The sequence below is a fragment of the Pseudomonas sp. NBRC 111127 genome (assembly GCF_001320345.1).
GTDB classification, from domain to species: Bacteria; Pseudomonadota; Gammaproteobacteria; order Pseudomonadales; family Pseudomonadaceae; genus Aquipseudomonas; species Aquipseudomonas juntendi.
Map to the genome: position 1 here is coordinate 18425 of NZ_BCBD01000030.1, position 26267 is coordinate 44691.

The window sequence follows — 26267 nt, forward strand, 5'->3', positions numbered from 1 at the left end:
TAAGATGCACAGGCATGGCGCACACTTGCTGGACGCCACGTCGGCGCGCTTCGCCCTCTGGGCACCCGATGCGCGCAGCGTGAGCGTGGAACTGGAGCAGCAGCCGGCTATCGCCCTGCAGCCCGATGAAGACGGTTGGTTCAGCGGCGTGGCGCCCTGCCGGGCCGGCGACCGTTACCACTTTCGAATTGATGATGAACTGCAGGTGGCCGACCCGGCGTCGCGCTACCAGCCTACTGGCGTGCACGGCCCCAGCCAGGTGGTGGATGTGGCCAGCTACCCCTGGCAGCACCCGTGGCTAGGCCGCCCCTGGCACGAGGCGGTGATTCAAGAGCTGCACGTAGGCCTGCTCGATGGTTACCAGGGCGTAGCCCGGCAACTGCCGAAGCTGGCCGCGCTGGGTATCAGCGCAATAGAGCTGATGCCCCTGGGGCAGTTCCCCGGCGAGCGCAACTGGGGCTACGACGGCGTATTGCCCTATGCCCCGCAGCACACCTACGGCAGCCCAGAGCAACTGTGCGCGTTGGTCGACCAGGCCCATGGTGAAAAGCTGATGGTGCTGGTGGACGTGGTGTACAACCACTTCGGCCCCGACGGCAATTACCTGCACCAGTATGCCAGCCCGTTCTTCCGGGAAGACCGGCAGACGCCCTGGGGCGCGGCCATCGACTTCCGCCGCCCGCAGGTGCGCGAATACTTTATCCAGAACGCACTGATGTGGCTGTGCGACTACCGCTGCGACGGCCTGCGCCTGGATGCCGTACATGCCATCGACCAACCCGATTTTCTGGTGGAACTGGCCGAGCGCGTGCGTGCGGCAGTGGAGCCCGGGCGCCACGTGTGGCTGGTGCTGGAGAACGAGCACAACCAGTCCACCCTGTTGCAACAGGGTTTCGACGCGCAGTGGAACGATGACGGCCACAACGCCCTGCATGTGCTGCTCACCGGCGAGACCGAAGGCTATTATGCCGACTACAAGGACCGCCCCATCGACCAGTTGGCACGCTGCCTGGCCGAAGGCTTCGTGTTCCAGGGCCAGGCCAACCGCCACGGTACGCCGCGCGGCGAACCCAGCGCGCATCTGCCACCCAGTGCCTTCGTACTGTTCCTGCAGAACCACGATCAGGTTGGCAACCGCGCACTGGGCGAGCGCCTGACCCGCCTGTGCCCACCGCCGGCACTGCGCGCTGCCACCACCTTGCTCCTGATGGCACCGATGATCCCCTTGCTGTTCATGGGTGACGAAGAAGGCAGTTGCCAGCCCTTCCTGTTCTTTACCGACTTCCACGACGAACTGGCCGATGCAGTGCGCGAAGGCCGCCGTGGCGAGTTCGCCCATTTCAAGGCCTTCGCTGACCCCGAGCAGCGCGAGCACATTCCCGACCCCAACGCCGAACAGACCTATGCCGCATCGCGCCCTTACAGCAAGCAGGTGCTGGCCGGCTGGCACGGCCTGTATCAGCAGTTGCTCGACCTGCGCCGCCACCATGTGATCCCGCACCTGCCTGGCAGCTGTGCGCTGGGCGCCGAGGTGCACGGTGACAAGGCAGTCACCGCACGCTGGCAGCTGGGCAATGGCAACACCTTGCGCATCGACCTGAACCTGGCCGACAGCCCGCAGCCGGTCGAGCTGCCGCCACCGCCCTTGCGGTTGTTCGACAGCGGCGATGCTCGCCACCCCGACAGCCAACTGGCGGCGTACAGCTGCGTGGTCAGCCTGCTTCCCCCTGCCCAGGAGCGCCCATGAGCGAAACCGCCCTGCACCGCTTGGCGAGCCGCGTCGGGCTTAGCCGTGACTGGATCGACGCCAATGACCGCCCTCAGCGCGTGAGCGACCACGTGCTGCGCAACCTGCTCGAAAACCTGGGCCACCCGGCCGGCGACGATGCGGCAATCGCCGCAAGCCTACAGGCCTTGGAAGCCGCCGACGACAGTGAGCACCTGCCGCCCTTGTTGACGGCCGACCATGGCCAGCCGCTGGACCTGTCGCGCTATTTCAGCGCGGCCAGCGTCGCCCGTTGCACCCTCGAGGACAGCGCCACGCGTGTGCTGGAACTTGACCGGCAGGCCCGCCTGCCCGGTGAACTGCCTGTCGGTTACCACCAGGTCGAGATCGACAGCCGCCGCTTCACGGTGGCCGTAGCGCCGCCCCGTTGCCATAGCCTTGACGACAGCCTTGAGCACAGCGCGCAGCAACCACCCGCGCGCTGCTGGGGGCTGGCGGTTCAGCTGTACAGCCTGCGCCGCCCTGGCGACGGCGGTTATGGCGACTGCCTGGCCCTTGAACAACTGGCCCGCTCGGCCGCAGAGCGCGGCGCCGATGCCTTGGCCATCAGCCCGATTCATGCCCTGTCGGCCATCGACCAGGAACATTACAGCCCCTACTCGCCCTCCAGCCGCCTGCTGCTCAATACCTTGTACGCCAGCCCCGCCGCCCTGCTGGGTGAACGGGAAGTGCGCATGGCCATCGAAGCCTGCGGCCTGGAACAACAGCTGGAAGAACTGCAACAGCGCCCGCTGGTTGACTGGCCACGTGCCGCCAGCGCCCAGCTGCGTGTGCTGGAGGCGCTGTACCAGGGGTTCAGCCAAGGCAGCCACCCGCTGCGCGAAGACTTCTACAGCTTCCGCGAAGCCGCCGGTGAAGCGCTGGAGCATCACTGCCGCTTCGAAGTGCTGCAGGCCCATGCCGTGGAGCACGGCCTGGGCGCCGACTGGCGGCACTGGCCCACGCCCTGGCAAGACCCCTGTCACCCGCAAGTCCAGGCCATCGCCGAGGCCTACCCGGCCAAGGTGGAGTTCCACGCGTTCTGCCAATGGCTCACCGAGCGTGGCCTGCAACGCGCCCACGAGGCCGCCCGCGGCAACGGCATGAGGGTGGGCCTGATCGCCGACCTGGCAGTTGGCGCCGACGGTGCCGGCAGCCAGGCCTGGAGCCGCCAGGACGAATTGCTGTCGGGCCTGAATGTGGGCGCACCGCCCGACATTCTCAACCGGGCCGGACAGAACTGGGGGATTTGCGCCTTTTCGCCCGAAGGCCTCAAGCGCAACGGCTACCGCGCGTTCATCGAAATGTTGCGGGCCAACCTGGCGCATGCCGGCGGCCTGCGCATCGACCACGTCATGGGCCTGCGCCGGCTGTGGCTGATACCGCAAGGCGCCGAGCCCAGCGAAGGCGCCTACCTCAATTACCCGCTGGAGGACCTGCTGCGGCTGCTGGCGCTGGAATCGCACCGCCACCAGGCCATCATCCTCGGTGAAGACCTGGGCACGGTGCCCGCCGGCCTGCGCGAAGCCCTGGCCGAGAAAGCCGTACTGGGCATGCGCGTGCTGCCTTTCGAGCAGCGCCAGCCTGGGCAATTCACGCCGATACTCGACTGGCCCGACAACGCCCTGGCCACCACCGGTACCCACGACCTGGCGCCCCTGGCCGGCTGGCTGAAAAACCGCGATATCGACTGGAGCCACCGCTTGCAACTCATTGACGCTGCCACCGAACTGCACTGGCGCCACGACCGCCAGAAACAACACGACGGCCTGCGCCGCACCTTGCAGGCCAACTATGGCGTGCTCAAGGACGATGACGCCGTGATCGATGCCGCCATCCGCTACGTGGGCCATACCCGGGCGCCCCTGGTGCTGGTACCGCTGGAAGACCTGTTGGGCTGCGACGAGCAACCCAACCTGCCAGGCACCACCACCGGCCACCCCAACTGGCGCCGGCGCTTCGCCCGCCCGGTGCATGATCTGCTGAATGACGACGATGCCGCGCGGCGCCTGGAGCTGCTTGCCCAAGCCCGCGAACAAGCCTGGGAGCGTGACCGATGAAGCCCTTGAGCGCTACCTTGCGCCTGCAGTTCCACAGTGACTTCACCCTCGACCACGCCGTGCCGCTGGTGCCCTACTTCGCCCAATTGGGCATCAGCCACCTGTATGCCTCACCCATCCTCAAGGCCCGTGCCGGTTCACGCCACGGCTACGACGTGGTCGACCCGACCCAGGTCAACCCCGAGCTGGGCGGCGAGGCGGCGTTGCAGCGCTTGGTCGCGGCCTTGCGCCAGCATGGCATGGGGCTGATCCTCGACACCGTGTCCAACCACATGGCCGTAGGCGGCGCGGACAACCCGTGGTGGCAATGCCTGCTGGCCTGGGGCCGGCGTAGCCCGTACGCAGAATTCTTCGACATCCAGTGGCATTCCAGCGATCCGCTGTTGGCCGGGCAATTGCTGTTGCCGTTCCTGGGCAACGACTATGGCGTGTGCTTGAAAAACGGCGAACTCCCGCTGGAGTTCGACAAGGACCGGGGCGTGCTGCAAGTCGCCCACTACCAGCACCGTTTCCCGATTTGCCCGATCGACTACGGCTGGATCCTGGCCCTGAGCCCGGACCCCGCCTTGCAGGCCCTGGCAGAGCATTTCACGGCGCTGGGCGAAGCGGCCACGCCATTGGCTGACGCCCTGCCCCTGCAGGCCGAACTGGCGCGCCTGGTGCAGCAGGGTGCCGACCTCGAATCGGCCCTGGTGGCGTTCGACAGCCGTGCCGAAAGCGGCTTCAAGCGCCTGCACCTGCTGCTGGAGCGCCAGACTTACCGGCTGGCCAGTTGGCGCACCGCCGCCGACGACATCAACTGGCGGCGCTTCTTCGACATCAACGAACTGGGTGGCCTGCGGGTCGAGCGCGCGGTGGTGTTCGAGGCGACCCACGCCAAGCTCTTCGAGCTGATCGAGCGCGGCCTGGTGGACGGCCTGCGCATTGACCATATCGACGGCCTGGCCGACCCGCGCGGCTATTGCCGCAAGCTGCGCCGGCGCGTCGACGGCCTGCTGGCCGCTCGGCCGCTGAACGCCGCGGTCGAACACTTCCCGATCTACGTGGAAAAGATTCTCGGCAGCGGCGAACACCTGCACCTCGACTGGCACACCGACGGCACCACTGGCTACGAGTTCATGAACCAGGTATCGCTGCTGCAGCACGACCCGGCCGGCGAAGCACCGCTGACCGAGTTGTGGGCCAACGTCAGCGAGCGCCCGGCCTTTGCTGAAGAAGTGCGCCAGGCGCGCCACCTGGTGCTCAACGCCAGCCTGGCAGGCGACTGCGAGTCGGTAGCCCAGGCGCTGTTGCAGGTCGCCCGCAACGACCTGATGACCCGCGACCTGACCTTGGGCGCCATCCGCCGTGCCTTGCAGGCGCTGGTGGCGCACTATCCGGTGTACCGCACCTACTTCAATGCTTGCGGGCGCCCGGCTGAAGACGAAGTGTTTTTCCAGCAAGCCCTGACCAATGCCCGCCAGGACCTGGCCGAAGCCGACTGGCCGTTGCTCGACCAACTGGAACAGTGGCTGGGTGGCCAAGGCTGGCGGCAATTGCCGCCGGGGCGCGCGCGCAAGCAGTTGCGCCATGCCTGCGTACGCTTCCAGCAACTGACCGCGCCCAGTGCCGCCAAGGCGGTGGAAGACACGGCCTTCTACCGCAGCGCGCGGCTGCTGTCGCGCAACGATGTGGGCTTCGAGACCGAGCGCTTCAGTGCCCCGCTGGCGCACTTCCACAACGAAGCGCAACGGCGCCTGCGCGACTTCCCCGACAACCTGCTGGCCACCGCCACCCATGACCACAAGCGTGGCGAAGACACACGCGCCCGCCTGGCCGTGCTCAGCGAGCGGGGGCCGTGGCTGGCCAGCCGCGTGGAGCACTGGCGCGAGCTGGCGGCGCCGCTGCGTGCGCCGCTGGAGGACGGCCTGGCGCCCAGCCCCGGCGACGAGCTGATGCTGTTGCAGACGCTGCTCGGCAGTTGGCCGCTGGACCTTGACCTGCACGACGCCAACGCCTTGCGCCAATACGCCGAACGCGTGCGCCAGTGGCAGCAGAAGGCCCTGCGCGAGGCCAAGCTGCGCAGCAGCTGGAACGCGCCGAACGAAGCCTACGAGGCGGCCTGTGCCCGCTACCTGGACGGTTTGCTGCTGGGCAGTGAAAACCAGCAGTTGCGCCAATCGGTGGCCGATGCCGCACAACTGCTCGCCTGCCCCGGCGCCCTCAATGGCCTGGTGCAGGCCCTGCTGCGCATGACCACCCCGGGCGTGCCCGACCTGTACCAGGGCAACGAATACTGGGACCTGAGCCTGGTCGACCCGGACAACCGCCGCGCCGTGGACTACGCTTTGCGGCGTGCCACCCTGGAAAGCACCACCCCCGTGGCCGAGCTGCTGTCGCACTGGCGCGACGGCCGCCTCAAGCAGGCCTTGGTCGCCCGTGTGCTGGACTGCCGCCAGGCACATGCCGAGCTGTTCCGCCGCGGTGCCTACCTGCCGCTGACGGTACAGGGCCGGCATGCCGACAAGGTCATCGCCTTTGCCCGGCTGGCTGAAGGCGAACGCGCCATCGTCGTGGCCCCGCGCCTGGCCAGCAGCCTGCTCGGCAGCGCGCCAACACCGTTGATCCCGGCACAGAACTGGGACGACACCCGGCTGGTTTTACCGTTTGCCGTATCACCTGCCAATTCGACGGGACTTTTCCCATGCGCGGCGGTCAGCTCATCAAGGGAGCTGATGTTGAGCGCCGTGCTGGCGGAGTTTCCGGTCAACCTGTTGATCCAACAATCTTGAGCATCAGGAGCGTTTCGATGAGTGTCGATGAAAAGCGTATTCGCGAATTTGCCTACCAGATCTGGGAGTCAGAAGGTAAACCCGCCGGCCAGGAAGACCGCCACTGGGAAATGGCCCGCAAGCTGGCCGAGGCCGAGGCCCTGGCACCTAAAGCCGCACCGCGCAAGCGGGCCCCTGCCAAACCCAAGCCGGCAGCCGAGCCCAAGCCGCCGGCCGAACCCAAGGTAGCGGCACTGCCGGGGGTAAAACCCGCGGCGGCGAAGAAACCACGGGCGGTCAAAAAGCCAACTGCCGGTTAAACCGGTTTAGGCCACTTCGCGGCCTGCCCGCTCCCCCATGATCGCCACACGGCTGGCGGTCGTGGTTGCTTCAGGGGACCGGGCGCCACCGAGAGGGCACCTGGGCAGCACTGCATCACTTCCATACCTTCCACCACGGCCATTTGAGGATTGCCATGAGCCCCCGTACCCCGAAGAAAACCCGCTCGGTTGCCCCAACCCGCATCCGCGAAGGCCAACCTTTTCCCCTCGGCGCCACCTGGGATGGGCTGGGCGTCAACTTCGCCCTGTTTTCGGCCAATGCCACCAAGGTCGAGCTGTGCCTGTTCGACGCCACCGGCGAGCATGAGCTCGAACGCATCGAGCTGCCCGAATACACGGACGAGATCTACCATGGCTACCTGCCCGATGCGCACCCTGGCCTGGTGTATGGTTACCGCGTCCATGGCCCGTACGAGCCGCAAAACGGTCACCGCTTCAACCCCAACAAACTGCTGATCGACCCTTATGCCAAGCAGCTGGTCGGCGAACTCAAGTGGTCCGAGGCACTGTTTGGCTACACCATCGGCCACCCCGACGACGACCTGTCGTTCGATGAACGTGACAGCGCCCCCTTCGTGCCCAAGTGCAAGGTGATCGACCCGGCCTTCACCTGGGGCCGTGACGAGCGCGTACAAGTACCTTGGGAGCGCACCATCCTCTACGAGGCGCACACCCGCGGCATCAGCATGCGCCACCCCGCTGTGCCGGAGGAGCTGCGCGGTACCTTCGCCGGCTTGGCCAACGACGAATTGCTCAAGCACATCAAGGACCTGGGTGTTTCCAGTATCGAGTTGCTGCCGATTCACGCGTTCGTCAATGACCAGCACCTGCTGGACAAGGGCCTGAACAACTACTGGGGCTACAACAGCATCGCCTTTTTCGCGCCCCACCCGCGCTACCTGGCCAGCGGCAAGATCGCCGAGTTCAAGGAGATGGTCGCGCACCTGCACGACGCCGGGCTGGAGGTGATTCTCGATGTGGTCTACAACCACACTGCCGAGGGCAACGAGCGCGGCCCGACCCTGTCGATGCGCGGTATCGACAACGCCTCGTACTACCGCCTGATGCCCGATGACAAGCGCTACTACATCAACGACTCCGGCACCGGCAACACCCTGGACCTGAGCCACCCCTGCGTGCTGCAACTGGTCACCGATTCGCTACGCTACTGGGCCGGCGAAATGCACGTGGACGGCTTCCGCTTCGACCTGGCGACCATCCTTGGCCGGTACCATGACGGCTATAGCGAGCGCCACGGCTTCCTCGTGGCCTGCCGCCAGGACCCGATGCTGAGCCAGGTCAAACTGATTGCCGAGCCGTGGGACTGCGGGCCAGGCGGCTACCAGGTGGGCAACTTCGCCCCCGGCTGGGCCGAATGGAACGACCGCTTCCGCGACACCGTGCGTGCCTTCTGGAAAGGCGATGAAGGCCAGCTGGCCGACTTTGCCGCGCGCATGACGGCCTCGGGCGACATGTTCAACAACCGTGGCCGCCGGCCGTACTCCTCGGTGAACTTCATCACCGCGCACGACGGTTTTACCTTGCGCGACCTGGTGTCGTACAACCACAAGCACAACGAAGACAACGACGAGAACAACCAGGACGGTACCGACAACAACCTGTCGTGGAACTGCGGCGCCGAAGGGCCGACCGAAGACCCGGCCGTGAACGCCCTGCGCATGCGCCAGATGCGCAACTTCTTCGCCACTTTGCTGCTGGCCCAGGGCACGCCGATGATCGTGGCGGGCGACGAGTTCAGCCGCACCCAGCACGGCAACAACAATGCCTACTGCCAGGACAGTGAGATCGGCTGGATCAACTGGGACCTCGACGAGGAAGGCAAAGAGCTGCTGGCCTTCGTCAAGCGCCTGACTCGCCTGCGCCTCACCTACCCGGTACTGCGCCGCTCGCGGTTCCTGGTCGGCGATTACAATGAAGCGATCGGGGTCAAGGACGTGACCTGGCTGGCGCCGGATGGCGGCGAGATGACCGTGGAGCAGTGGGAAGACCCGCACGGCCGCTGCCTGGGCATGCTGATCGATGGCCGCGCGCAGGTCAGCGGTATCGCCCGGCCCGGCGCCGAGGCAACCGTGCTGCTGATCGTCAACTCGCACTATGATGTGGTGCCGTACAAGCTGCCGACAGTACCGGATGGCGATCACTGGAACTGCCTGATCGACACTGACCGGCCCGAACTGCGCAAGGGCCAGCACCTGCAGTTCGACAGCACCTTCGAGGTGAAGGGGCGCTCCATGGTGCTGATGGTGTTGCAACGCGAAGACGAGTGAACCGGGTAGGCGCGGTGGGCAGTGCCCGCCGCGGCCTCTTCAGTGCCTGTGAGATCGAACGCCGCCACTGTCGAAGCGTGGCGCTAGCAATCATTCTTCATAGCGCCCGTGCGGGAAATAGCAAACGCCGCTATAGCCGCACGGTTTTTCTTTTGAATCAGCGCCTTGGTCACCCCCACAAAAGGTGAACGGGCCTTTCACGTTTTCTTGACGCAAGCCCTCCCCTCTCCTTAGCTGAAGATTACCGAGCAGTAAAAATCTCGCGCCGAGCCTCTAGCGCGCGCCTTTGGGCGCGTGTGCCGAAGCGGGCGTGCTGGTTTGGGTCGCCCTCTGTTTTGCCGTACAGCCTGTGACAACAGACCAGGTCCTCAAGCTGTACTTCACAAGAGCAAAGGAGACCCGCCATGAAAACCACTTCGAGCCCCGTGCGCATCGACCGCCTTTTCTACGCGGTTTCCACGTCGCTGCTTCTGGCAACCCCGGTGGAAACGTTCGCGTATGAGTGGTCACAGCTTTATCCGCCCCTACCCCGCAACGGCACACAAGCGCCCGAACCGCTCGCAGCGCCCGACCAGCAACTGATGACCGGCCCCGAGCTGTTCGTGCGTGCAACGCCAGCAGGCGAGGTGCAACGCGCCGGGAGGGTGGTCGGCCATAACAACCTGCAAGGCAGCTTCAATGGCATGCGCCCGCTGTTGGGCGACAAGCCGCGCAATGCTACGCAACTGAGCGGGGAAAGCCTGGGCATGTACTGGAGCATGGCCCACGCACAGGGCTGGCACCTGGATGCCGTGGCCGTGGGTTCGCGCATCGAGGTGGATGGCGGGGGTGACACCGGCCAACGGCCGAGCGACAGCGGCCACGCTATGACTTTCTCGGTGGAGGGCGGCTATCCGATCCCCCTGGCTGGCAGTTGGGTGATCGAACCCCAGGCGCAATTGATGAACCAGCAGTTCTTCCCCGGTAGCCAAGGGCAGCACGCAACCCGGCAGGCCTTCGACAGCCAGCCCAGCTGGAGCGGCCGCGTCGGCGCCACATTGTCCGGGCGCTATGAAATGCGCGGCATGCCCCTGGAGCCTTATGTGCGGACCAACGTGTGGTATGACTTCAGCAACCCTGACGAGGTGAAGCTGGAGCAGGTCGACAAGATCTCCAGTTCGCGCTTTTCGACAACGGTGGAACTGGGCCTGGGGCTGGTGGCGCGGGTAACGCCCTCGGTGGCCATGTTCGTCAGTGCCGACTACAGCAGCGATGTGGATGGCAATGACCTCAATGGGCTGATTGGCAGCCTTGGGGTGCGCATGCGGTGGTAGCCTGCGCTGGCCCTGGCGCCGGCAAACCAGCGGCAGGGCCAGCACAGCAGATGCATCAGGCGGGCTTCATCACCAGCACACCCAGCGGGGGCAGGTTCAGGGCCAGCGACTGCGGCTGGCCGTGGCTGGCGATGTCTTCGCTGTGCACCAGCCCAAGGTTGCCGACATTGGAGCCCGCGTACATCTCGGCATCGCTGTTCAACAGCTCCTGCCAGCGCTCGCCGAACGGCACGCCAATGCGGTAACCCTCACGCGGAACCGGGGTGAAGTTGGCGACCACCAGCACGGGTTCGCCACTGCTGCTCCAGCGCAGCCAGGCAAACACGCTGTTCTGTGCATCGTCACCGATCAGCCACTGGAAGCCCTGTGGCTGGCAGTCCTGCTCATGCAACGCCGGGACTTCGCGGTACAGCCGGTTGAGGTCACTCACCAGGCGCTGCACGCCTTGGTGCTCAGGGTACTGCAGCAGGTACCAGTCCAGCTGGCTATCGTGGTTCCACTCCCGCCACTGGCCAAATTCGCAGCCCATGAATAGCAGCTTCTTACCGGGGTGGGCCCACATGAAGGCCAGGTAAGCGCGCAGGTTGGCGAACTTCTGCCAGCGGTCGCCGGGCATCTTGTCGATCAGCGAGTGCTTGCCGTGTACCACTTCGTCGTGGGAAATGGGCAGGATGAAATGCTCGGAGTAGGCATACACCAGGCCAAAGCTCATCTCGTTGTGGTGGTGGGCACGGTGGACCGGGTCGTTCTGGATATAGTGCAGGGTGTCGTGCATCCAGCCCATGTTCCATTTGTAGGCAAAGCCCAGCCCGCCCTGCTCGATCGGCTGGCTGACCCCGGGCCAGGCGGTGGACTCCTCGGCGATGATCAACGCCCCCGGCGCCTCATGGGCCGCCACACCGTTGAGGTGGCGAATGAAGTCGATGGCCTCGAGGTTTTCGCGCCCGCCGTGGCGGTTGGGCACCCACTCGCCGGCCTTGCGCGAATAGTCCCGGTACAGCATCGAGGCCACCGCATCGACGCGCAGCCCGTCGATGTGGAAATGCTTCAACCAATGCAGCGCAGAGGCCATCATGAACCCGCGCACCTCATTGCGGCCCAGGTTGTAGATCAGCGTGTTCCAGTCCTGGTGGTAGCCTTCCAGCGGGTTGTCGTACTCGTACAGGGCCGTGCCGTCGAAGCGCGCCAGGCCATGTTCGTCTGTCGGGAAGTGTGCCGGTACCCAGTCCAGCAATACCCCGATGCCGCCCTGGTGGCAGGCATCGATGAAGGCGGCGAAGTCCTCGGCACTGCCGTAGCGCGAGGTGGGGGCGAACATCGACAGTGGCTGGTAGCCCCAGGAACCGCCGAACGGGTGTTCCATGATCGGCAGCAGTTCAATATGGGTGAAGCCCAGCGTCTGCACATACGGCACCAGGCGCTCGGCCAGTTCCCGCCAGTTGTAGTAGCGCCCGACTTCGCCGGCCTCGTCCATTTCGCAGCGCCAGGAGCCGGGGTGCAGCTCATAGATCGACAATGGCGCGTTGTACGCATGGCGCTGCGCCCGTTGCGCCATCCAGTCGTGGTCTTGCCAGGCATGGCCCAGCTCACCCGCTACCTTGGACGCCGTGCTCGGCGGCAATTCGGTGGCGCGGGCCAGGGGGTCGGCCTTCAACGGCAGGATGCCATCCTTGCCGAGCACTTCGAACTTGTAGGTTTCACCCACGCCCAGCCGTGGGATGAACAGCTCCCACACCCCAGCACCATGGCGCAGGCGCATCAGGTGGCGACGCCCATCCCAGTTGTTGAAGTCGCCCACCACCGATACCCGCCGGGCGTTGGGGGCCCACACCGAAAAGCACACCCCGTCGACGCCCTCGACCTGCACCGGCTGCGCGCCGAAACGCCCGGACAGGTCGCGGTGGTTGCCCTCGGCAAACAGGTGCAGGTCCATGTCGCCTAATTGCGGACCAAAGCTATACGGGTCCTCGGTCATCTGCTCGCCACCGGCCCAGCCGATCTGCAGCAGGTAAGGCTGTGCTGTATCGAGGTGCGCGGTGAACAAGCCTGGCAGGCTGCCCTGCGCCATTTCGGTGAGGATGCGCCCGTCTTCGCGGGCAAGAATGCGCACATTCAGGGCGCTGGGCAGGAAGGCGTTGACCACCTGCCCGCCTGCGCCGTCGTCATGGGGGCCGAGTACCGCAAATGGATCGGCGTGTTCGGCGCGGGCCAGGGCGTCGAGGTCCCGTTGCCGAAGGCCGCCGTTTTCACGCGTTGTTACGTTCATTCTGACTCTCCCCAGGTACTGATCAGTCCATGCAGGCCATGCAAAGGCACGGCCAGCCAACTCGGCCGGTTCTCGGCTTCATAAGTAATTTCGTAGGCGGCCTTTTCCAGGCAGAAAAGCTCCAGTGCAGCGCGCTCGCCTTCCGCCTGCTGCCAGGCGTGGGGCATGGCAGCGGTGGCCAGGCCGTACGCCTCGATAAAGGCATGCCGCGACTGGTGCAGGTACTGCCGGGCCACCCGTTGCCGCGCCTGCCGAGCCGCCTCGGAAAGGTCCACCGTAGACGCGCTGCGCAAGATCATCGCAGCAGCATAGTCGAACGACCGCAGTACGCCGCTGACATCTTTGTAGGGGCTGTGTTTGGCCCTGCGTTCTTCCAGGGGCCGGGCCGGCTCACCCTCGAAATCGATCAGGTAGGCATCACCCTGCACCACCAGCACCTGGCCCAGGTGCAAGTCACCGTGCACGCGCATCAGCAAGCCGCCCTCGGCCTGCTCGGCCAACTGGCGAACATGCTCGACCAGGCCATCACGCTGCTGCTGCAGGTCATCGACCAGCGCTTGGCTGTCGCGGTCCAGGTGGTCGCGGTGCTGCGCCAGCAGGTCGAGGGCATGGGTCAACTCGGCACTGATCTGGGTCACCCAGCGTTCGCGGTCGTGGGCATCGCTGGGCCGCGGCTGGAAGGCCGGGTCATCGGTGGGTGCTGCCAGCAACACGTGCATCTCGCCCAGGCGCTGGCCGAACAAGGCGGCGAAGGCTGTGAGTTCGGCGAGGGCGTCGGTATGTGCCTCGGTATCCGAACGGGTGGGCTCCATCTGGTCACGGATGGCGCGCTCAAGCGTGTTCTGGGTCCAGGCCCAGGCGTCGCCCTGGTTGCTCAGGTAGCCTTGGGCGATCATCAGCAAGTGCGGTGCTGCCTGCGCATCCACGCGGCTGACCCAGGCCAGCAGTGGCGAGATATTGGCAAAGCCGGCAGCGGTCAGGTACGCGCTCATTTCCAGCTCCGGGTGAATGCCCGGGTTGACCCGGCGGATCAACTTGAGCACCACACGGTCTCCGATGACCACCGAGCTGTTGGACTGTTCGGCGCTGAGGTAGCGCACCTGGCTTTCTTCACTCAGCCCCAGGCTGGCCAGTTGCTCGGTGCAGTCGAAACGCAGCTCGCCTTCAGCGGCGCCGCACGCCAGCCGCGTGCTTTCCTGGCACGCCCGCAATACGGCGCGGATGAACGGCTCGAGCACGAACGCATCGGTAATCAGACCCATCTGATTGGCCCGGCGCACCCGGGACAACGCCAGTTGCTGCGGCAGCGCACTGTTGATCTGCTCTTCGGGCAGCAGCCCGAACGGCAATTGATAACGGGTGGCCACGCCGTCGCTGAGCACTTCAAGCTCGCTGAGCAATACCGGTATAGGGGCGGTGCCGAAACGAACGCCATAACACAGCCGTACCTGGTCTATGGGCCCTTCCTTGCCGGCAAACCACCGCCGTTTCGGCAGGTACCGGGGCAGGATGTTGGTTTGCAGGGTGTCGCTGGCAGGCGCCGCCAGCAGTTCGTCCATGCGTTGGCGCAATACCAGCGTAATCAATTCGGGTAACCCCTCGGTAGGCTGGGCGTGCCAGCTGGGCATACGGTCGTGCGATGCCAGCAGGAACCAGTAGAAGGCATAGGGTGGCAATGTAAGCAGGAACGGCAGGTGCCCGATTGGCGGGAAGGCACTGCCGCCGAGCATCTCCACCGGTACTTTGTCGGCGTACTGTGACAATTCCAGTTCTGCCGCCTGGGCGGCGCGGGAAACGTTGGCCACGCACAGGATGACCTCGGTGTTGCCATCGGCATCGGTGTATTCGCGAATGTAGGCCAGGATGCGCCGATTGCTGGGGCTCAGCGTGCGCAGCGTGCCACGGCCGAAAGCCTTCTGCTGCTTGCGCACCGCCAGCATGCGCCGGGTCCAGTTGAGCAGCGAGTGCGGGTCGTGGCTTTGTGCCTCGACGTTGACCGTCTGGTAGCCGTACAACGGGTCCATCACCGGGGGCAGCACCAGGCGCTGTGGGTCGGCGCGGGAAAAACCGCCATTGCGGTCCGGCGACCATTGCATGGGGGTGCGCACGCCATCGCGGTCGCCCAGGTAGATGTTGTCGCCCATGCCCAGCTCGTCACCGTAGTACAGCGTGGGCGTGCCGGGCATCGATAGCAGCAGGCTGGTGAGCAGTTCGATGCGCCGGCGGTCACGCTGCAGCAAGGGCGCCAGGCGCCGACGGATGCCCAGGTTGATGCGCGCGCGGCGGTCTTCTGCGTAGTAGTTCCACAGGTAGTCGCGCTCGCGGTCGGTGACCATTTCCAGGGTCAGCTCATCGTGGTTGCGCAGAAAGATCGCCCATTGGCAGTTGGCCGGGATGTCCGGGGTCTGGCGCAGGATGTCGGTGATCGGGAAACGGTCTTCCATGGCCAGGGCCATGTACATGCGCGGCATCAGCGGGAAATGAAAGGCCATGTGGCATTCGTCGCCGTCGCCTTCGCCGAAGTACGGGCGGGTGTCCTCCGGCCACTGGTTGGCTTCGGCAAGCAGCATGCGGTCTGGGTAGTTGGCATCGATCTCGGCGCGAATGGCCCTGAGCACCCCGTGGGTTTCAGCGAGGTTTTCGTTGTTGGTGCCATCGCGTTCGATCAGGTAAGGGATGGCGTCCAGGCGCAGCCCGTCCACGCCCAGGTCGAGCCAGAAGCGCATCACCCCGATTACCGCCTTGAGCACCTGCGGGTTGTCGAAGTTGAGGTCTGGCTGGTGCGAGTAGAAGCGGTGCCAGAAATACTGGCCTGCCACCGGGTCCCAGGTCCAGTTGGACTTTTCGGTGTCGAGGAAAATGATGCGGGTGCCATCGTACTTCTGGTCGTCATCGGACCATACGTAAAAGTCGCGCGCCTTGCTGCCACGCTTGGCGTGGCGGGCGCGCTGGAACCAGGGGTGCTGGTCGCTGGTGTGGTTGATGACCAGTTCGGTGATGACCCGCAGGCCACGCTTGTGCGCCTCGGCGATGAAGCGCCGGGCATCGGCCATGCTGCCGTAGTCGGGGTGCACGGCCTTGTACTCGGCGATGTCATAGCCGTCGTCGCGCCGCGGCGAAGGATAGAACGGCAGCAACCACAGGGTGTTGACGCCCAGCTCGGCAATGTAGTCCAGCTTGCTGATCAGGCCGGCGAAATCACCGATGCCATCGTTGTTCGAGTCGAAGAACGACTTGATGTGCAACTGGTAGATGACAGCGTCCTTGTACCACAGCGGGTCGTCGATGAAGGCTGCCGGGCGGGAACGCTTGGCCATGGGTGACTCCTTGCATGTCTGTGGACCGTGTTGGCTGGCGTTGCGGCTGCCGTGCAGCCTATTTGCCGGCGATGGGCCGCGAGGCGGCCCGGTACCTATGCCCTAACCGGCCTTTTCGATACGCCAGATGCCGAATGGTTGGTGCCAAGGTTCGATGCGCATGAACTGGGTCTTGCCGTACCACGACCAGCGGTGGCCATTCATCAGGTCTTCACCCTGGGTTTGGGCATTGTCATCGAGCCCCAGCTCCCACAGCGGCAGCTCGAAGTGCGCCTCCTGGGCGTTGTGCGGGTCTAGGCTGATTGCCACGAGGATGTAGTTGTCGCGCTCGGGCGTACGCTTGGCGAAGTACAGGATGTTGTCGTTCCAGCAATTGAAGAACGCGACGCCGAGGTGGGTTTGCAAGGCCGGGTTCTGCCGGCGGATGCGATTGAGCTGGGCGATCTCGGCAATGATGTTGCCGGGCTGGCTGAAGTCGCGCGGGCGCAGCTGGTATTTCTCCGAGTCCAGGTATTCCTCCTTGCCTGGCAACGCGGCGCTTTCGCACAGTTCGAAACCGGAATACATGCCCCACAACCCTGAGCCCATGGTCGCCAATGCTGCACGAATGAGGAAACCGGCACGGCCGGAGGTGTGCAGGAAGAACGGGTTGATGTCGGGGGTATTGACGAAGAAATTGGGGCGGTAGCACTGGCTCCATGGCGGCTGGTTGAGTTGCTCGAAAAATTCGCGCAGCTCTTGCTTGGTGTTGCGCCAGGTGAAGTAGGTGTAGCTTTGCGCATAGCCGACCTTGCCCAGGCGCGCCATCATGGCGGGCTTGGTGAACGCCTCAGCGAGGAAGATGACCTCCGGGTACTGGCTGCGCACATTGGCGATCAGCCATTGCCAGAATGGCAGCGGCTTGGTGTGCGGGTTATCGACGCGGAACGTCTTCACGCCTTCCTCGACCCAGCCCACCACCACATCGCGCAGCGCCAACCAAAGGCTGGGTACTGCGTCGGGGGCATAGAAGTCGACGTTGACGATGTCCTGGTATTTTTTTGGCGGGTTCTCGGCATAGCGGATGGTGCCGTCCGGGCGCCAACTGAACCAGCCCGGGTGCTGCTTGAGCCAGGGGTGGTCCTGGGAGCACTGGATGGCGAAGTCGAGGGCAATTTCCAGGCCGTGCTCGGCAGCAGCAGCCACCAGGCGGCGGAAGTCTTCGCGGCTGCCCAACTGCGGGTGAATCGCTTCGTGGCCACCCTCTGCACTGCCGATGGCATACGGGCTGCCCGGGTCACCCGGCTCGGCCGTGAGCGCATTGTTGCGGCCCTTGCGGTGCTGCAGGCCAATAGGGTGAATGGGCGGGAAGTACAGCACGTCGAAGCCCATGTCACGGATCATCGGCAGCCGCTGGTGCACATCGTTGAAGGTGCCATGGCGCTGCGGGTCGTCGGTGATCGAGCGTGGGAACAGTTCGTACCAACTGGCGAACTGCGCAGCCGGGCGGTCCACATCGAGCGGGAAATCGCGGCTGCGGGCCAGGTAGCTGCGGTGCTCGGCCTCGGCCATCAGCCGGGCGGTGCGCGGGTCCAGCAGCAGCGCCACCTGGTCGTCACTGCCCACCTCCGCCAGGCGCTGCAGCACGGCCTCAAGCTCGTTGCGCACGGCGCCATCGCACAGGGCAATGCCCTGGCCGAGCATCAGCCGCCCCTCTTCCAGCTCCAGCCTGACTTCGACGCCGGCGTGGTACTTTTTTTCCAGGTCGTGGCAGTACGTGGCGAACGGGTCGATCCAGGCCTGGATGCCGAACAGGTGCGGCCCCAGCTCGGTGGGGGTGAACTCGGCCAGCCACAGGTCGTTGCCCGCCGACTGCATCGGCACGCATTGCCAATGCTGGCTGTGCGCCGGGCGCCAGTTGAGCACCACGGCCAGGCGGTCGTGGCCATCGCTGTAGACCTTGCTGCTGACGGCAACCGGTTGACCACTGATGGCTTTGGCGGCGAAGGTGCCGGCGTCGAGCACCGGCTGGGTGTCCTCGATCACGATGCGAGGGGCCAGCAGCGCCTGGGCCAGGCTGATGGCCTGGTCAGGATGATCGTTGGCCATTGGCACGCTTTCAAAAAGCTCGTTTCGTGACATCGACCTTGCTCCCTCAGGCTGGTGGCGGTAAGGGTTCAGAGCCGGGCGCGGGCGTGAGGGTTCAAAAAAATTGAGCGAATCGCAGCTGGCCGAAGTCCAAGCCTGCAGTACCTCTTCAAACCACCCACGCGAGGTCAGGCCATGAACATTCCAACACCACCGGAAACCCCCGATCCGAACATCGACGACCCGAGCTTGCCGCCGCCCGTGCCGGAGCAAGACCCGGACGAGCTGCCGGTCAAGCCAACCGAACCGCCGACGGTGGGCGACCCGCCGAACCAGGAACCACCGGTGAAAGCCTAAGGGTAGACCAGGTTACCGACCTTGCCGCCTGCAAGGTCGGTGCAGGCGGGCAACTGCCGGGGCGGGTAAACCGGGCAGCCTGGTCCGTCAACCCGCGCCATCGGCACCGAGTTCGGCGATGCTGATCTCGCGCATGCGAAACTTCTGCACCTTACCGGTTACCGTCATCGGGTATTCGTCTACGAAACGGATATGCCGCGGCACCTTGTAGTGGGCTATTCGTGCCTTGCACCAGCATTGCAGTTCTTCGGCGGTGGCCGTGTGGCCAGGGTGCAACCTGACCCATGCGACGATCTGCTCGCCATAACGGCTGCACGGAATACCGATCACCTGGGCGTCCGCCACTGCCGGGTGGGTATAGAAGAATTCTTCCAGCTCGCGCGGGTAAATGTTCTCGCCACCGCGAATGATCATGTCCTTGTTGCGCCCCACGATCCGCACGTAGCCGTGCTCGTCCATCACCGCCAGGTCACCCGAGTGCATCCAGCCGGCCGGGTCGATGGCTGCCGCGGTACCCTCGGGGTTGTCCCAGTAGCCGAGCATCACGCTGTAGCCGCGCGTGCACAGTTCGCCGATCTCGCCGCGCGGAACGATACAGCCGTCAGCGTCCACCAGCTTGTTTTCCAGCTGTGGCTGCGTGCGGCCAACGGTGGTAACACGCAGCTCCAGCTCATCCTCTGGCCCGGTTTGCAGCGAAACCGGGCTGGTTTCGGTCATGCCATAGGCGATTTGCACCTCGGCCATGTGCAACTGGTCGATCACCCGGCGCATTACTTCGATCGGGCAGGTGGCCCCTGCCATGATGCCGCTGCGCAGGCTGGAAAGGTCCACCTGGGCGCGTAGCGGGTGGTCGAGCATGGCGATGAACATGGTAGGCACGCCATAGAGAATGCTGGCACGCTCCTCGGCCACGGCACGCAGGGTGAGTTCGGCATCGAAGGCATCGTTGGGGTAGATCATGGTGCTGCCGTGGGTGATGCAACCCAGGTTAGCCATGACCATGCCAAAGCAGTGGTAAAGCGGCACCGGGATCACCATGCGGTCGCGCTCGCCCAGGCCCAAGCTTTCGCCGACCATGAAGCCGTTGTTGAGGATGTTGTAGTGGCTCAGCGTGGCGCCCTTGGGTGCACCGGTAGTGCCGGAGGTGTACTGGATATTCACCGGTTGGTCGAACTGCAGCCCGCTTTGGCGGGCCAGGTAGGCTTCGCTGGAGGTTTGCCCGGCCAGCCCGGCCAGGGCTTGCCATGCCAGGAAACCGGCCGGCGGGTTGGCTGCCAGGCTGATGACCCCGCGCAGCTCGGGTAGGCGCTGGCTGGCCAGTGCGCCCGCGGGGGCGCTCGCCAGCTCTGGCACCAGCGCCTGAACCATGGCGTGATAATCGGAGCCTTTGAAAGCATCGGCGCAAACCAGCCAGCGGCACCCGGCCTGGCGCAACACGTATTCCAACTCACCCACCCGGTAGGCCGGGTTGATGTTGACCAGAATCGCCCCGACCTTGGCGCTGGCCAGTTGCAACACGCACCATTCGGCGCAGTTGGGTGACCAAATGCCCAACCGGTCGCCGCGGTTCAGGCCCAGCGCCATCAAGGCGCGGGCACACGCGTCGACCTGTTCGGCCAGTTGCCGCCAGCTGTAGCGCACGCCCTGGTGGCGCGAAACCAGGGCTTGGCCATCGGCGCAACGCGCCACGGTGGCGTCAAAGGCCTGGCCGATGGTCTGGGTCAGCAACGGCTGGTCCTGGCGGCCGCGGGTATAGCTTGGTTGACTCATGGGTGTCCCTTCTTGTGGTTGTTCTGGGCACGGCTGAAGCAAGCGGAGATACTCTGGCGCAGATTTACGTTTACGTAAAGGTGACGATCAGATTGACACCCGGCCTAAGCCAGGTTTACGTTAACGTAAAGGTGATGAACAACACCGATCCTCAGGCGTGAAGCCGAACCCTGTGGGAGCGGGCGTGCCCGCGAATGCGGTCATTCAGGAAATGACGGCGGCCCTGCTGATGCATTCGCGGGCACGCCCGCTCCCACAGGGTCCGGCGACAGCTCCATGAGCTACGGTGTAACCCATTTCAAGAACAACAAGGTGCCCCTGCATGCATTACCCCACCCTGAACTTCGCCCTGGGCGAAACCATCGACATGCTCCGTGACCAGGTGCGCACCTTCGTCGCCGCCGAGCTGGCCCCGCGTGCCGCGCAAATCGACCACGACAACCTGTTCCCTGCCGATATGTGGCGCAAGTTCGGCGACATGGGCCTGCTGGGCATCACCGTTTCGGAAGAATATGGCGGCGCCGGCCTCGGCTATTTGGCCCACGTGGTGTCCATGGAGGAAATCAGCCGGGCCTCGGCGTCGGTGGCACTGTCGTACGGTGCCCACTCCAACCTGTGCGTCAACCAGATCAACCGCAACGGCAGCCACGCACAGAAACTCAAGTACCTGCCCAAGCTGATCAGCGGCGAGCACATCGGTGCGCTGGCCATGAGCGAGCCCAATGCCGGCTCCGACGTGGTGTCGATGAAGCTGCGCGCAGAAAAGCGCGGCGACCGCTACGTACTCAATGGCAGCAAGACCTGGATCACCAACGGCCCCGACGCCAATACCTACGTGATCTATGCCAAGACCGACCTGGACAAGGGTGCCCACGGCATCACCGCGTTCATCGTCGAGCGCGACTGGCCAGGCTTCAGCCGCAGCAACAAGTTCGACAAGCTGGGCATGCGCGGCTCCAACACCTGCGAGCTGTTCTTCGACAACGTCGAAGTACCGGAAGACAATATTCTCGGCCAGCTGAACGGCGGCGTACGCGTGTTGATGAGCGGCCTGGACTACGAGCGCGTGGTGTTGTCGGGCGGGCCGACCGGCATCATGCAAAGCTGCATGGACCTGGTGGTGCCGTACATTCACGACCGCAAGCAGTTCGGCCAGAGCATCGGCGAGTTCCAGCTGATCCAGGGCAAGATCGCCGACATGTACACCCAGCTCAATGCCAGCCGCGCCTACCTGTATGCCGTGGCCCAGGCCTGTGACCGTGGCGAGACCACCCGCAAGGACGCTGCCGGGGTCATCCTGTACACCGCCGAGCGGGCTACGCAAATGGCCCTGGAAGCCATCCAGATCCTTGGCGGCAACGGCTATATCAATGAATTCCCGGCTGGCCGCCTGCTGCGCGATGCCAAGCTCTACGAGATCGGCGCCGGCACCAGCGAAATCCGTCGGATGCTGATCGGCCGCGAACTGTTCAACGAGACGCGCTGATCTGCGCCAGGGGTCATGATGATTCTCAAGTCACAGCTCAATACCAAGGCGGCGGATTATGCCCACAGCCATGCCGCCATGGCCGCCCAGGTCCAGGCCCTGCGCGGCCTGCTGGCCCAGGTCGCCCAGGGCGGCGGGCCCAAGGCTCAGGAACGGCACACCTCCCGCGGCAAACTGCTGCCACGCGAGCGCATCGACCGCCTGCTGGACCCGGGCTCGCCGTTCCTCGAGATCGGCCAGCTGGCGGCCCACGAGGTCTACGGCGAGGACGTGCCGGCTGCCGGGGTGATCGCCGGCATCGGCCGCGTAGAAGGCGTGGAATGCATGATCGTGGCCAACGACGCTACGGTCAAAGGTGGCTCGTACTACCCGCTGACGGTGAAAAAGCACCTGCGTGCGCAGGCCATCGCCCAGCAAAACCGCTTGCCGTGCATCTACTTGGTGGACTCGGGCGGTGCCAACCTGCCCCGCCAGGACGAGGTGTTCCCTGACCGCGAGCACTTCGGTCGGATCTTCTTCAACCAGGCCAACATGAGCGCCCAGGGCATCCCGCAGATCGCCGTGGTGATGGGCTCGTGCACTGCCGGTGGCGCCTACGTGCCGGCGATGGCCGACGAAGCGATCATGGTGCGCCAGCAGGCGACCATTTTCCTCGCCGGCCCGCCGCTGGTCAAAGCCGCCACGGGCGAAGTGGTCAGTGCCGAGGACCTGGGCGGGGCCGATGTGCACTGCCGTACCAGTGGCGTGGCCGACCATTACGCCGACAACGACGAACACGCCCTGGCCATTGCCCGGCGCTGCGTGGCCAACCTCAACTGGCACAAGCTGGGCAAGCTGCAACGCCTGGCCCCGGTGGCACCGCTGTACGCCGCCGACGAGCTGTATGGCGTGGTGCCCGCCGATGCCAAGCAGCCGTTCGATGTGCGCGAAGTGATCGCCCGGTTGGTCGACGGCTCGCTGTTCGACGAATTCAAGGCGTTGTTCGGTACCACCCTGGTCTGCGGCTTTGCCCACCTGCATGGCTACCCGGTGGCGATCCTGGCCAACAACGGCATCCTGTTCGCCGAGGCGGCGCAAAAAGGCGCGCACTTCATCGAGCTGGCCTGCCAGCGCGGTATCCCGCTGCTGTTCCTGCAGAACATCACCGGGTTCATGGTGGGCAAGAAGTACGAGGAAGGCGGTATCGCCAAGCATGGCGCCAAGCTGGTGACTGCCGTGGCCTGCGCCCAGGTGCCGAAATTCACGGTGATCATTGGCGGCAGCTTCGGTGCCGGCAACTATGGCATGTGCGGCCGTGCCTACGACCCACGCTTTTTGTGGATGTGGCCGAACGCGCGGATCGGTGTGATGGGCGCCGAGCAGGCCGCCGGTGTGCTGGCCCAGGTCAAGCGCGAGCAAAGCGAGCGCAGTGGCCAGCCGTTCAGTGCCGAAGACGAAGCCAGGCTCAAGCAGCCGATTCTCGACCAGTACGAACAGCAGGGCCACCCCTACTACTCCAGTGCCCGGCTATGGGACGACGGCGTCATCGACCCGGCGCAAACCCGCGACATCCTGGGCCTGGCACTGTCCGCTGCGCTGAACGCGCCGATCGAAGCGAGCCGCTTCGGCATTTTCCGGATGTGACCCCATGAGCGATTTCAGCACCCTCGAAGTGATTCGCGACCCCCGTGGCTTCGCCACCCTGTGGCTTAGCCGCGAGGACAAGAACAACGCGTTCAACGCGCAGATGATCCGCGAGCTGATCGTCGCCATCGATCGGCTGGCCGACGATACCGGCTTGCGCTTCGTACTGTTGCGCGGGCGTGGCCGGCACTTCAGCGCCGGCGCCGACCTGGCCTGGATGCAGCAGTCGGCGCAGCTGGATTTCAACACCAACCTGGATGACGCCCATGAACTGGGCGAACTGATGTACGCCCTGCACCGGCTCAAGGTACCGACCCTGGCCGTGGTCCAAGGTGCGGCGTTTGGCGGCGCACTGGGCCTGATCAGTTGCTGTGACATGGCCATTGGCGCCGAAGACGCCCAGTTGTGCCTGTCGGAAGTGCGCATCGGCCTGGCCCCGGCGGTGATCAGCCCGTTCGTGGTCAAGGCCATCGGCGAGCGTGCCGCGCGCCGCTATGCCCTGACTGCCGAGCGCTTCAGCGGTACACGGGCCCGCGAACTGGGCCTGCTGGCCGAGGTATACCCCGCCACTGAGCTGGACGCACAGGTGGCGCTATGGGTGAACAACTTGCTGCAGAACGCTCCGCTGGCCCTGCGTGCCACCAAAGAGCTGCTGCGTGAAGTGGACGACGGCGAACTCAGCCCGGCGCTGCGCCGCTACTGCGAGAACACCATCGCCCGCATCCGCGTCAGCGCCGAAGGCCAGGAGGGCCTGCGCGCCTTCCTGGAGAAACGCCCACCCGCCTGGCAAACCGCTGAGACCAAGGAGCCGCGCCCATGAGCCGCCCCGCTTTGACCACCCTGCTGGTCGCCAACCGCGGCGAAATCGCCTGCCGGGTGATGCGCACCGCCAAGGCCATGGGCCTGACCACCGTCGCCGTGCACAGCGCCATCGACCGTGACGCGCGGCATAGCCGCGAAGCGGATATCCGCGTGGACCTGGGTGGCACCAAGGCCGCCGACAGCTACCTGCTGGTCGACAAGCTGCTGGCTGCTGCCAAGGCCAGCGGTGCCCAGGCCATTCACCCAGGTTACGGTTTCCTGTCCGAGAACGCAGGCTTCGCCCGCGCCATCGAACAGGCGGGGCTGATTTTCCTCGGCCCACCGGCCAGCGCCATCGACGCCATGGGCAGCAAGTCGGCGGCCAAGGCGTTGATGGAGGCCGCCGGGGTGCCCCTGGTGCCCGGTTACCACGGCGAAGCCCAGGACCTCGACACCTTCCGCGACGCGGCCAGGCGCATCGGCTACCCGGTGCTGCTCAAAGCCAGCGCTGGCGGTGGGGGCAAGGGCATGAAGGTGGTCGAGGAGGAAAGCCAGCTGGCCGATGCCCTGGCGTCGGCCCAGCGTGAGGCGCAGGCGTCGTTCGGCGATGCGCGCATGCTGGTGGAGAAGTACGTGCTCAAGCCGCGCCATGTGGAAATCCAGGTGTTCGCCGACCAGCACGGCCATTGCCTGTACCTCAACGAGCGCGATTGCTCGATCCAGCGTCGCCACCAGAAGGTGGTCGAAGAAGCTCCCGCCCCCGGCCTGTCGGCCGAACTCCGCCAGGCCATGGGCGAGGCGGCGGTACGGGCGGCGCAAGCGATTGGCTATGTCGGTGCCGGTACGGTGGAATTCCTGCTCGACGCCCGTGGCGCGTTCTTCTTCATGGAAATGAATACCCGCCTGCAAGTGGAGCACCCGGTCACCGAGGCCATTACCGGCCTGGATCTGGTGGCCTGGCAAATTCGTGTGGCCTGCGGCGAGGCCCTGCCGATCACCCAGGAGCAGGTGCCGCTGATCGGCCATGCCATTGAAGTTCGCCTGTACGCCGAGGACCCGGCCAACGAGTTTCTGCCGGCGACCGGCACGCTGGCGCTGTACCGTGAATCGGCAGCTGGCGAAGGCCGGCGGGTGGACAGTGGCGTGAGCGAAGGCGATGCGGTGTCGCCGTTCTACGACCCGATGCTGGGCAAGCTGATTGCCTGGGGTGACAACCGCGAGCAGGCACGCCTGCGCTTGCTGGCGATGCTCGACGAATTCGCCATTGGTGGGGTGAAGACCAACCTCGCGTTCCTGCGGCGCATTCTGGCGCACCCGGCGTTCGCCGCGGCGCAACTGGATACCGGCTTCATTGCGCGGCACCAGGCCGCGTTGCTGCCGGCACCACAGCCGCTGCCGGTCAGTTTCTGGGAGGCCGCAGCCGAAGCCTGGCGGCAGGGCCAGGCCGGGCAGCAGCGCGAAGATGACCCCGGTTCGCCATGGGCCGAGCGCAGCGGCCTGCGCCTGGGCCTGCCCGCGCGCAGTAGCCTGCACTTGGTCAGTGCTGGCCAGGCCCACGCTGTGGGCTTGGAGCACAGTGCGGCGCCCACCTGGCAGTTACTGGGCGAGCAGTTGGTGCATGACCACGACGGCGTGCGTCGCCAGCACCTGGCGATGCGCCGCGGGGCTACGCTGTACTTGCAGTGGGGCGGCGAAATGCATGCCATCGAAGCCTTCGACCCGATCGCCGAGGCCGAGGCCAGCCACGGTCACCAGGGCGGCTTGGGCGCCCCCATAAACGGCAGTATCGTGCGGGTGCTGGTGGCGCCGGGGCAGGCGGTGGAGGCCGGTACCGCGCTGGTGGTGCTGGAGGCCATGAAAATGGAGCACAGCATTCGCGCGCCTCATGGTGGCACGGTGAACGCGTTGTTCTGCCAGGAAGGGGATATGGTCAGCGAAGGGGCGGTGCTGGTCGAATTGGCGGAGTGAGTTGGCTGGGGGTTGAGTGGTTTATGGGGCGCCGGGGTGGGGCTGCCAGGTGTTCGCCATACCCTTTGCAGCGCCTGTGAGACCGAGCGCCGCCC

15 protein-coding genes are annotated in these 26267 nt (G+C 65.3%); 11 read left to right on the top strand and 4 right to left on the bottom strand.

Translation table 11 applies throughout. The annotated features are described in order from the left end of the window. Positions 1 to 4: 4 nt before the first annotated feature. The 6 genes from treZ (at position 5) to APH30_RS08325 (ending at position 10517) form a co-directional block, all read left to right on the top strand. Positions 5 to 1747, top strand: coding sequence for a malto-oligosyltrehalose trehalohydrolase (gene treZ, locus APH30_RS08300; RefSeq protein WP_054912206.1), 1743 nt, complete (start codon positions 5 to 7; stop codon positions 1745 to 1747). After that, on the top strand, positions 1744 to 3825 hold the full coding sequence (malQ, locus tag APH30_RS08305; protein ID WP_054912207.1) for a 4-alpha-glucanotransferase: 2082 nt from the start codon (positions 1744 to 1746) through the stop codon (positions 3823 to 3825). Before treZ ends, malQ begins: the two co-directional genes overlap by 4 nt. Then, entirely contained in the window at positions 3822 to 6596 is a 2775-nt protein-coding gene (locus APH30_RS08310) for a malto-oligosyltrehalose synthase (RefSeq protein ID WP_054912208.1), read from the top strand. Before malQ ends, APH30_RS08310 begins: the two co-directional genes overlap by 4 nt. A 17-nt stretch (positions 6597 to 6613) precedes the next feature. After that, on the top strand, positions 6614 to 6895 hold the full coding sequence (locus APH30_RS08315) for a DUF2934 domain-containing protein (protein ID WP_029886657.1): 282 nt from the start codon (positions 6614 to 6616) through the stop codon (positions 6893 to 6895). Positions 6896 to 7050: 155 nt separating this feature from the next. Continuing rightward, on the top strand, positions 7051 to 9204 hold the full coding sequence (gene glgX / locus APH30_RS08320) for a glycogen debranching protein GlgX (protein WP_054912209.1): 2154 nt from the start codon (positions 7051 to 7053) through the stop codon (positions 9202 to 9204). A 404-nt stretch (positions 9205 to 9608) separates the two neighbouring features. Then, a complete protein-coding gene (locus APH30_RS08325) occupies positions 9609 to 10517 on the top strand; it encodes an autotransporter outer membrane beta-barrel domain-containing protein (RefSeq protein WP_054912210.1) in 909 nt (302 codons plus the stop codon). A gap of 55 nt (positions 10518 to 10572) precedes the next feature. On the opposite strand, the gene glgB is transcribed toward APH30_RS08325, so the two are convergent. From glgB to APH30_RS08340, 3 genes are all read right to left on the bottom strand, one after another. Further along, positions 10573 to 12783 (bottom strand): 1,4-alpha-glucan branching protein GlgB, encoded by a 2211-nt coding sequence (glgB, locus tag APH30_RS08330; RefSeq protein ID WP_054912211.1) that lies wholly within the window; start codon positions 12781 to 12783, stop codon positions 10573 to 10575. Further along, complete coding sequence (treS, locus tag APH30_RS08335) at positions 12780 to 16100, bottom strand: maltose alpha-D-glucosyltransferase (protein WP_054912212.1); 3321 nt, start codon at positions 16098 to 16100, stop codon at positions 12780 to 12782. The genes glgB and treS overlap by 4 nt, the downstream gene beginning before the upstream one ends. 102 nt (positions 16101 to 16202) lie before the next feature. Beyond that, entirely contained in the window at positions 16203 to 18221 is a 2019-nt protein-coding gene (locus tag APH30_RS08340; RefSeq protein ID WP_054912213.1) for an alpha-1,4-glucan--maltose-1-phosphate maltosyltransferase, read from the bottom strand. A gap of 141 nt (positions 18222 to 18362) precedes the next feature. On the opposite strand from APH30_RS08340, the gene APH30_RS29025 reads away from it, so the two are divergent. Continuing rightward, entirely contained in the window at positions 18363 to 18524 is a 162-nt protein-coding gene (locus APH30_RS29025) for a hypothetical protein (RefSeq protein ID WP_009686375.1), read from the top strand. A gap of 87 nt (positions 18525 to 18611) precedes the next feature. Here APH30_RS29025 and APH30_RS08345 read toward each other — a convergent pair whose 3' ends face one another. After that, entirely contained in the window at positions 18612 to 20294 is a 1683-nt protein-coding gene (locus APH30_RS08345) for an AMP-binding protein (protein WP_054912214.1), read from the bottom strand. A 322-nt stretch (positions 20295 to 20616) separates the two neighbouring features. Between APH30_RS08345 and APH30_RS08350 the strand changes: the two genes are divergently transcribed. The 4 genes from APH30_RS08350 to APH30_RS08365 are packed head-to-tail and all read left to right on the top strand — an operon-like array spanning position 20617 to position 26172. Beyond that, positions 20617 to 21780 carry an isovaleryl-CoA dehydrogenase gene (locus tag APH30_RS08350; protein ID WP_054904823.1) on the top strand — a complete coding sequence of 388 codons (1164 nt, stop codon included), beginning with the start codon at positions 20617 to 20619 and terminating at the stop codon, positions 21778 to 21780. A gap of 15 nt (positions 21781 to 21795) precedes the next feature. Next, positions 21796 to 23403, top strand: coding sequence for a carboxyl transferase domain-containing protein (locus APH30_RS08355; RefSeq protein WP_054912215.1), 1608 nt, complete (start codon positions 21796 to 21798; stop codon positions 23401 to 23403). Between the two features lie 4 nt (positions 23404 to 23407). Further along, complete coding sequence (locus APH30_RS08360) at positions 23408 to 24223, top strand: gamma-carboxygeranoyl-CoA hydratase (RefSeq protein WP_054912216.1); 816 nt, start codon at positions 23408 to 23410, stop codon at positions 24221 to 24223. Beyond that, complete coding sequence (locus APH30_RS08365; RefSeq protein WP_054912217.1) at positions 24220 to 26172, top strand: acetyl/propionyl/methylcrotonyl-CoA carboxylase subunit alpha; 1953 nt, start codon at positions 24220 to 24222, stop codon at positions 26170 to 26172. The genes APH30_RS08360 and APH30_RS08365 overlap by 4 nt, the downstream gene beginning before the upstream one ends. Positions 26173 to 26267 lie beyond the last annotated feature (95 nt).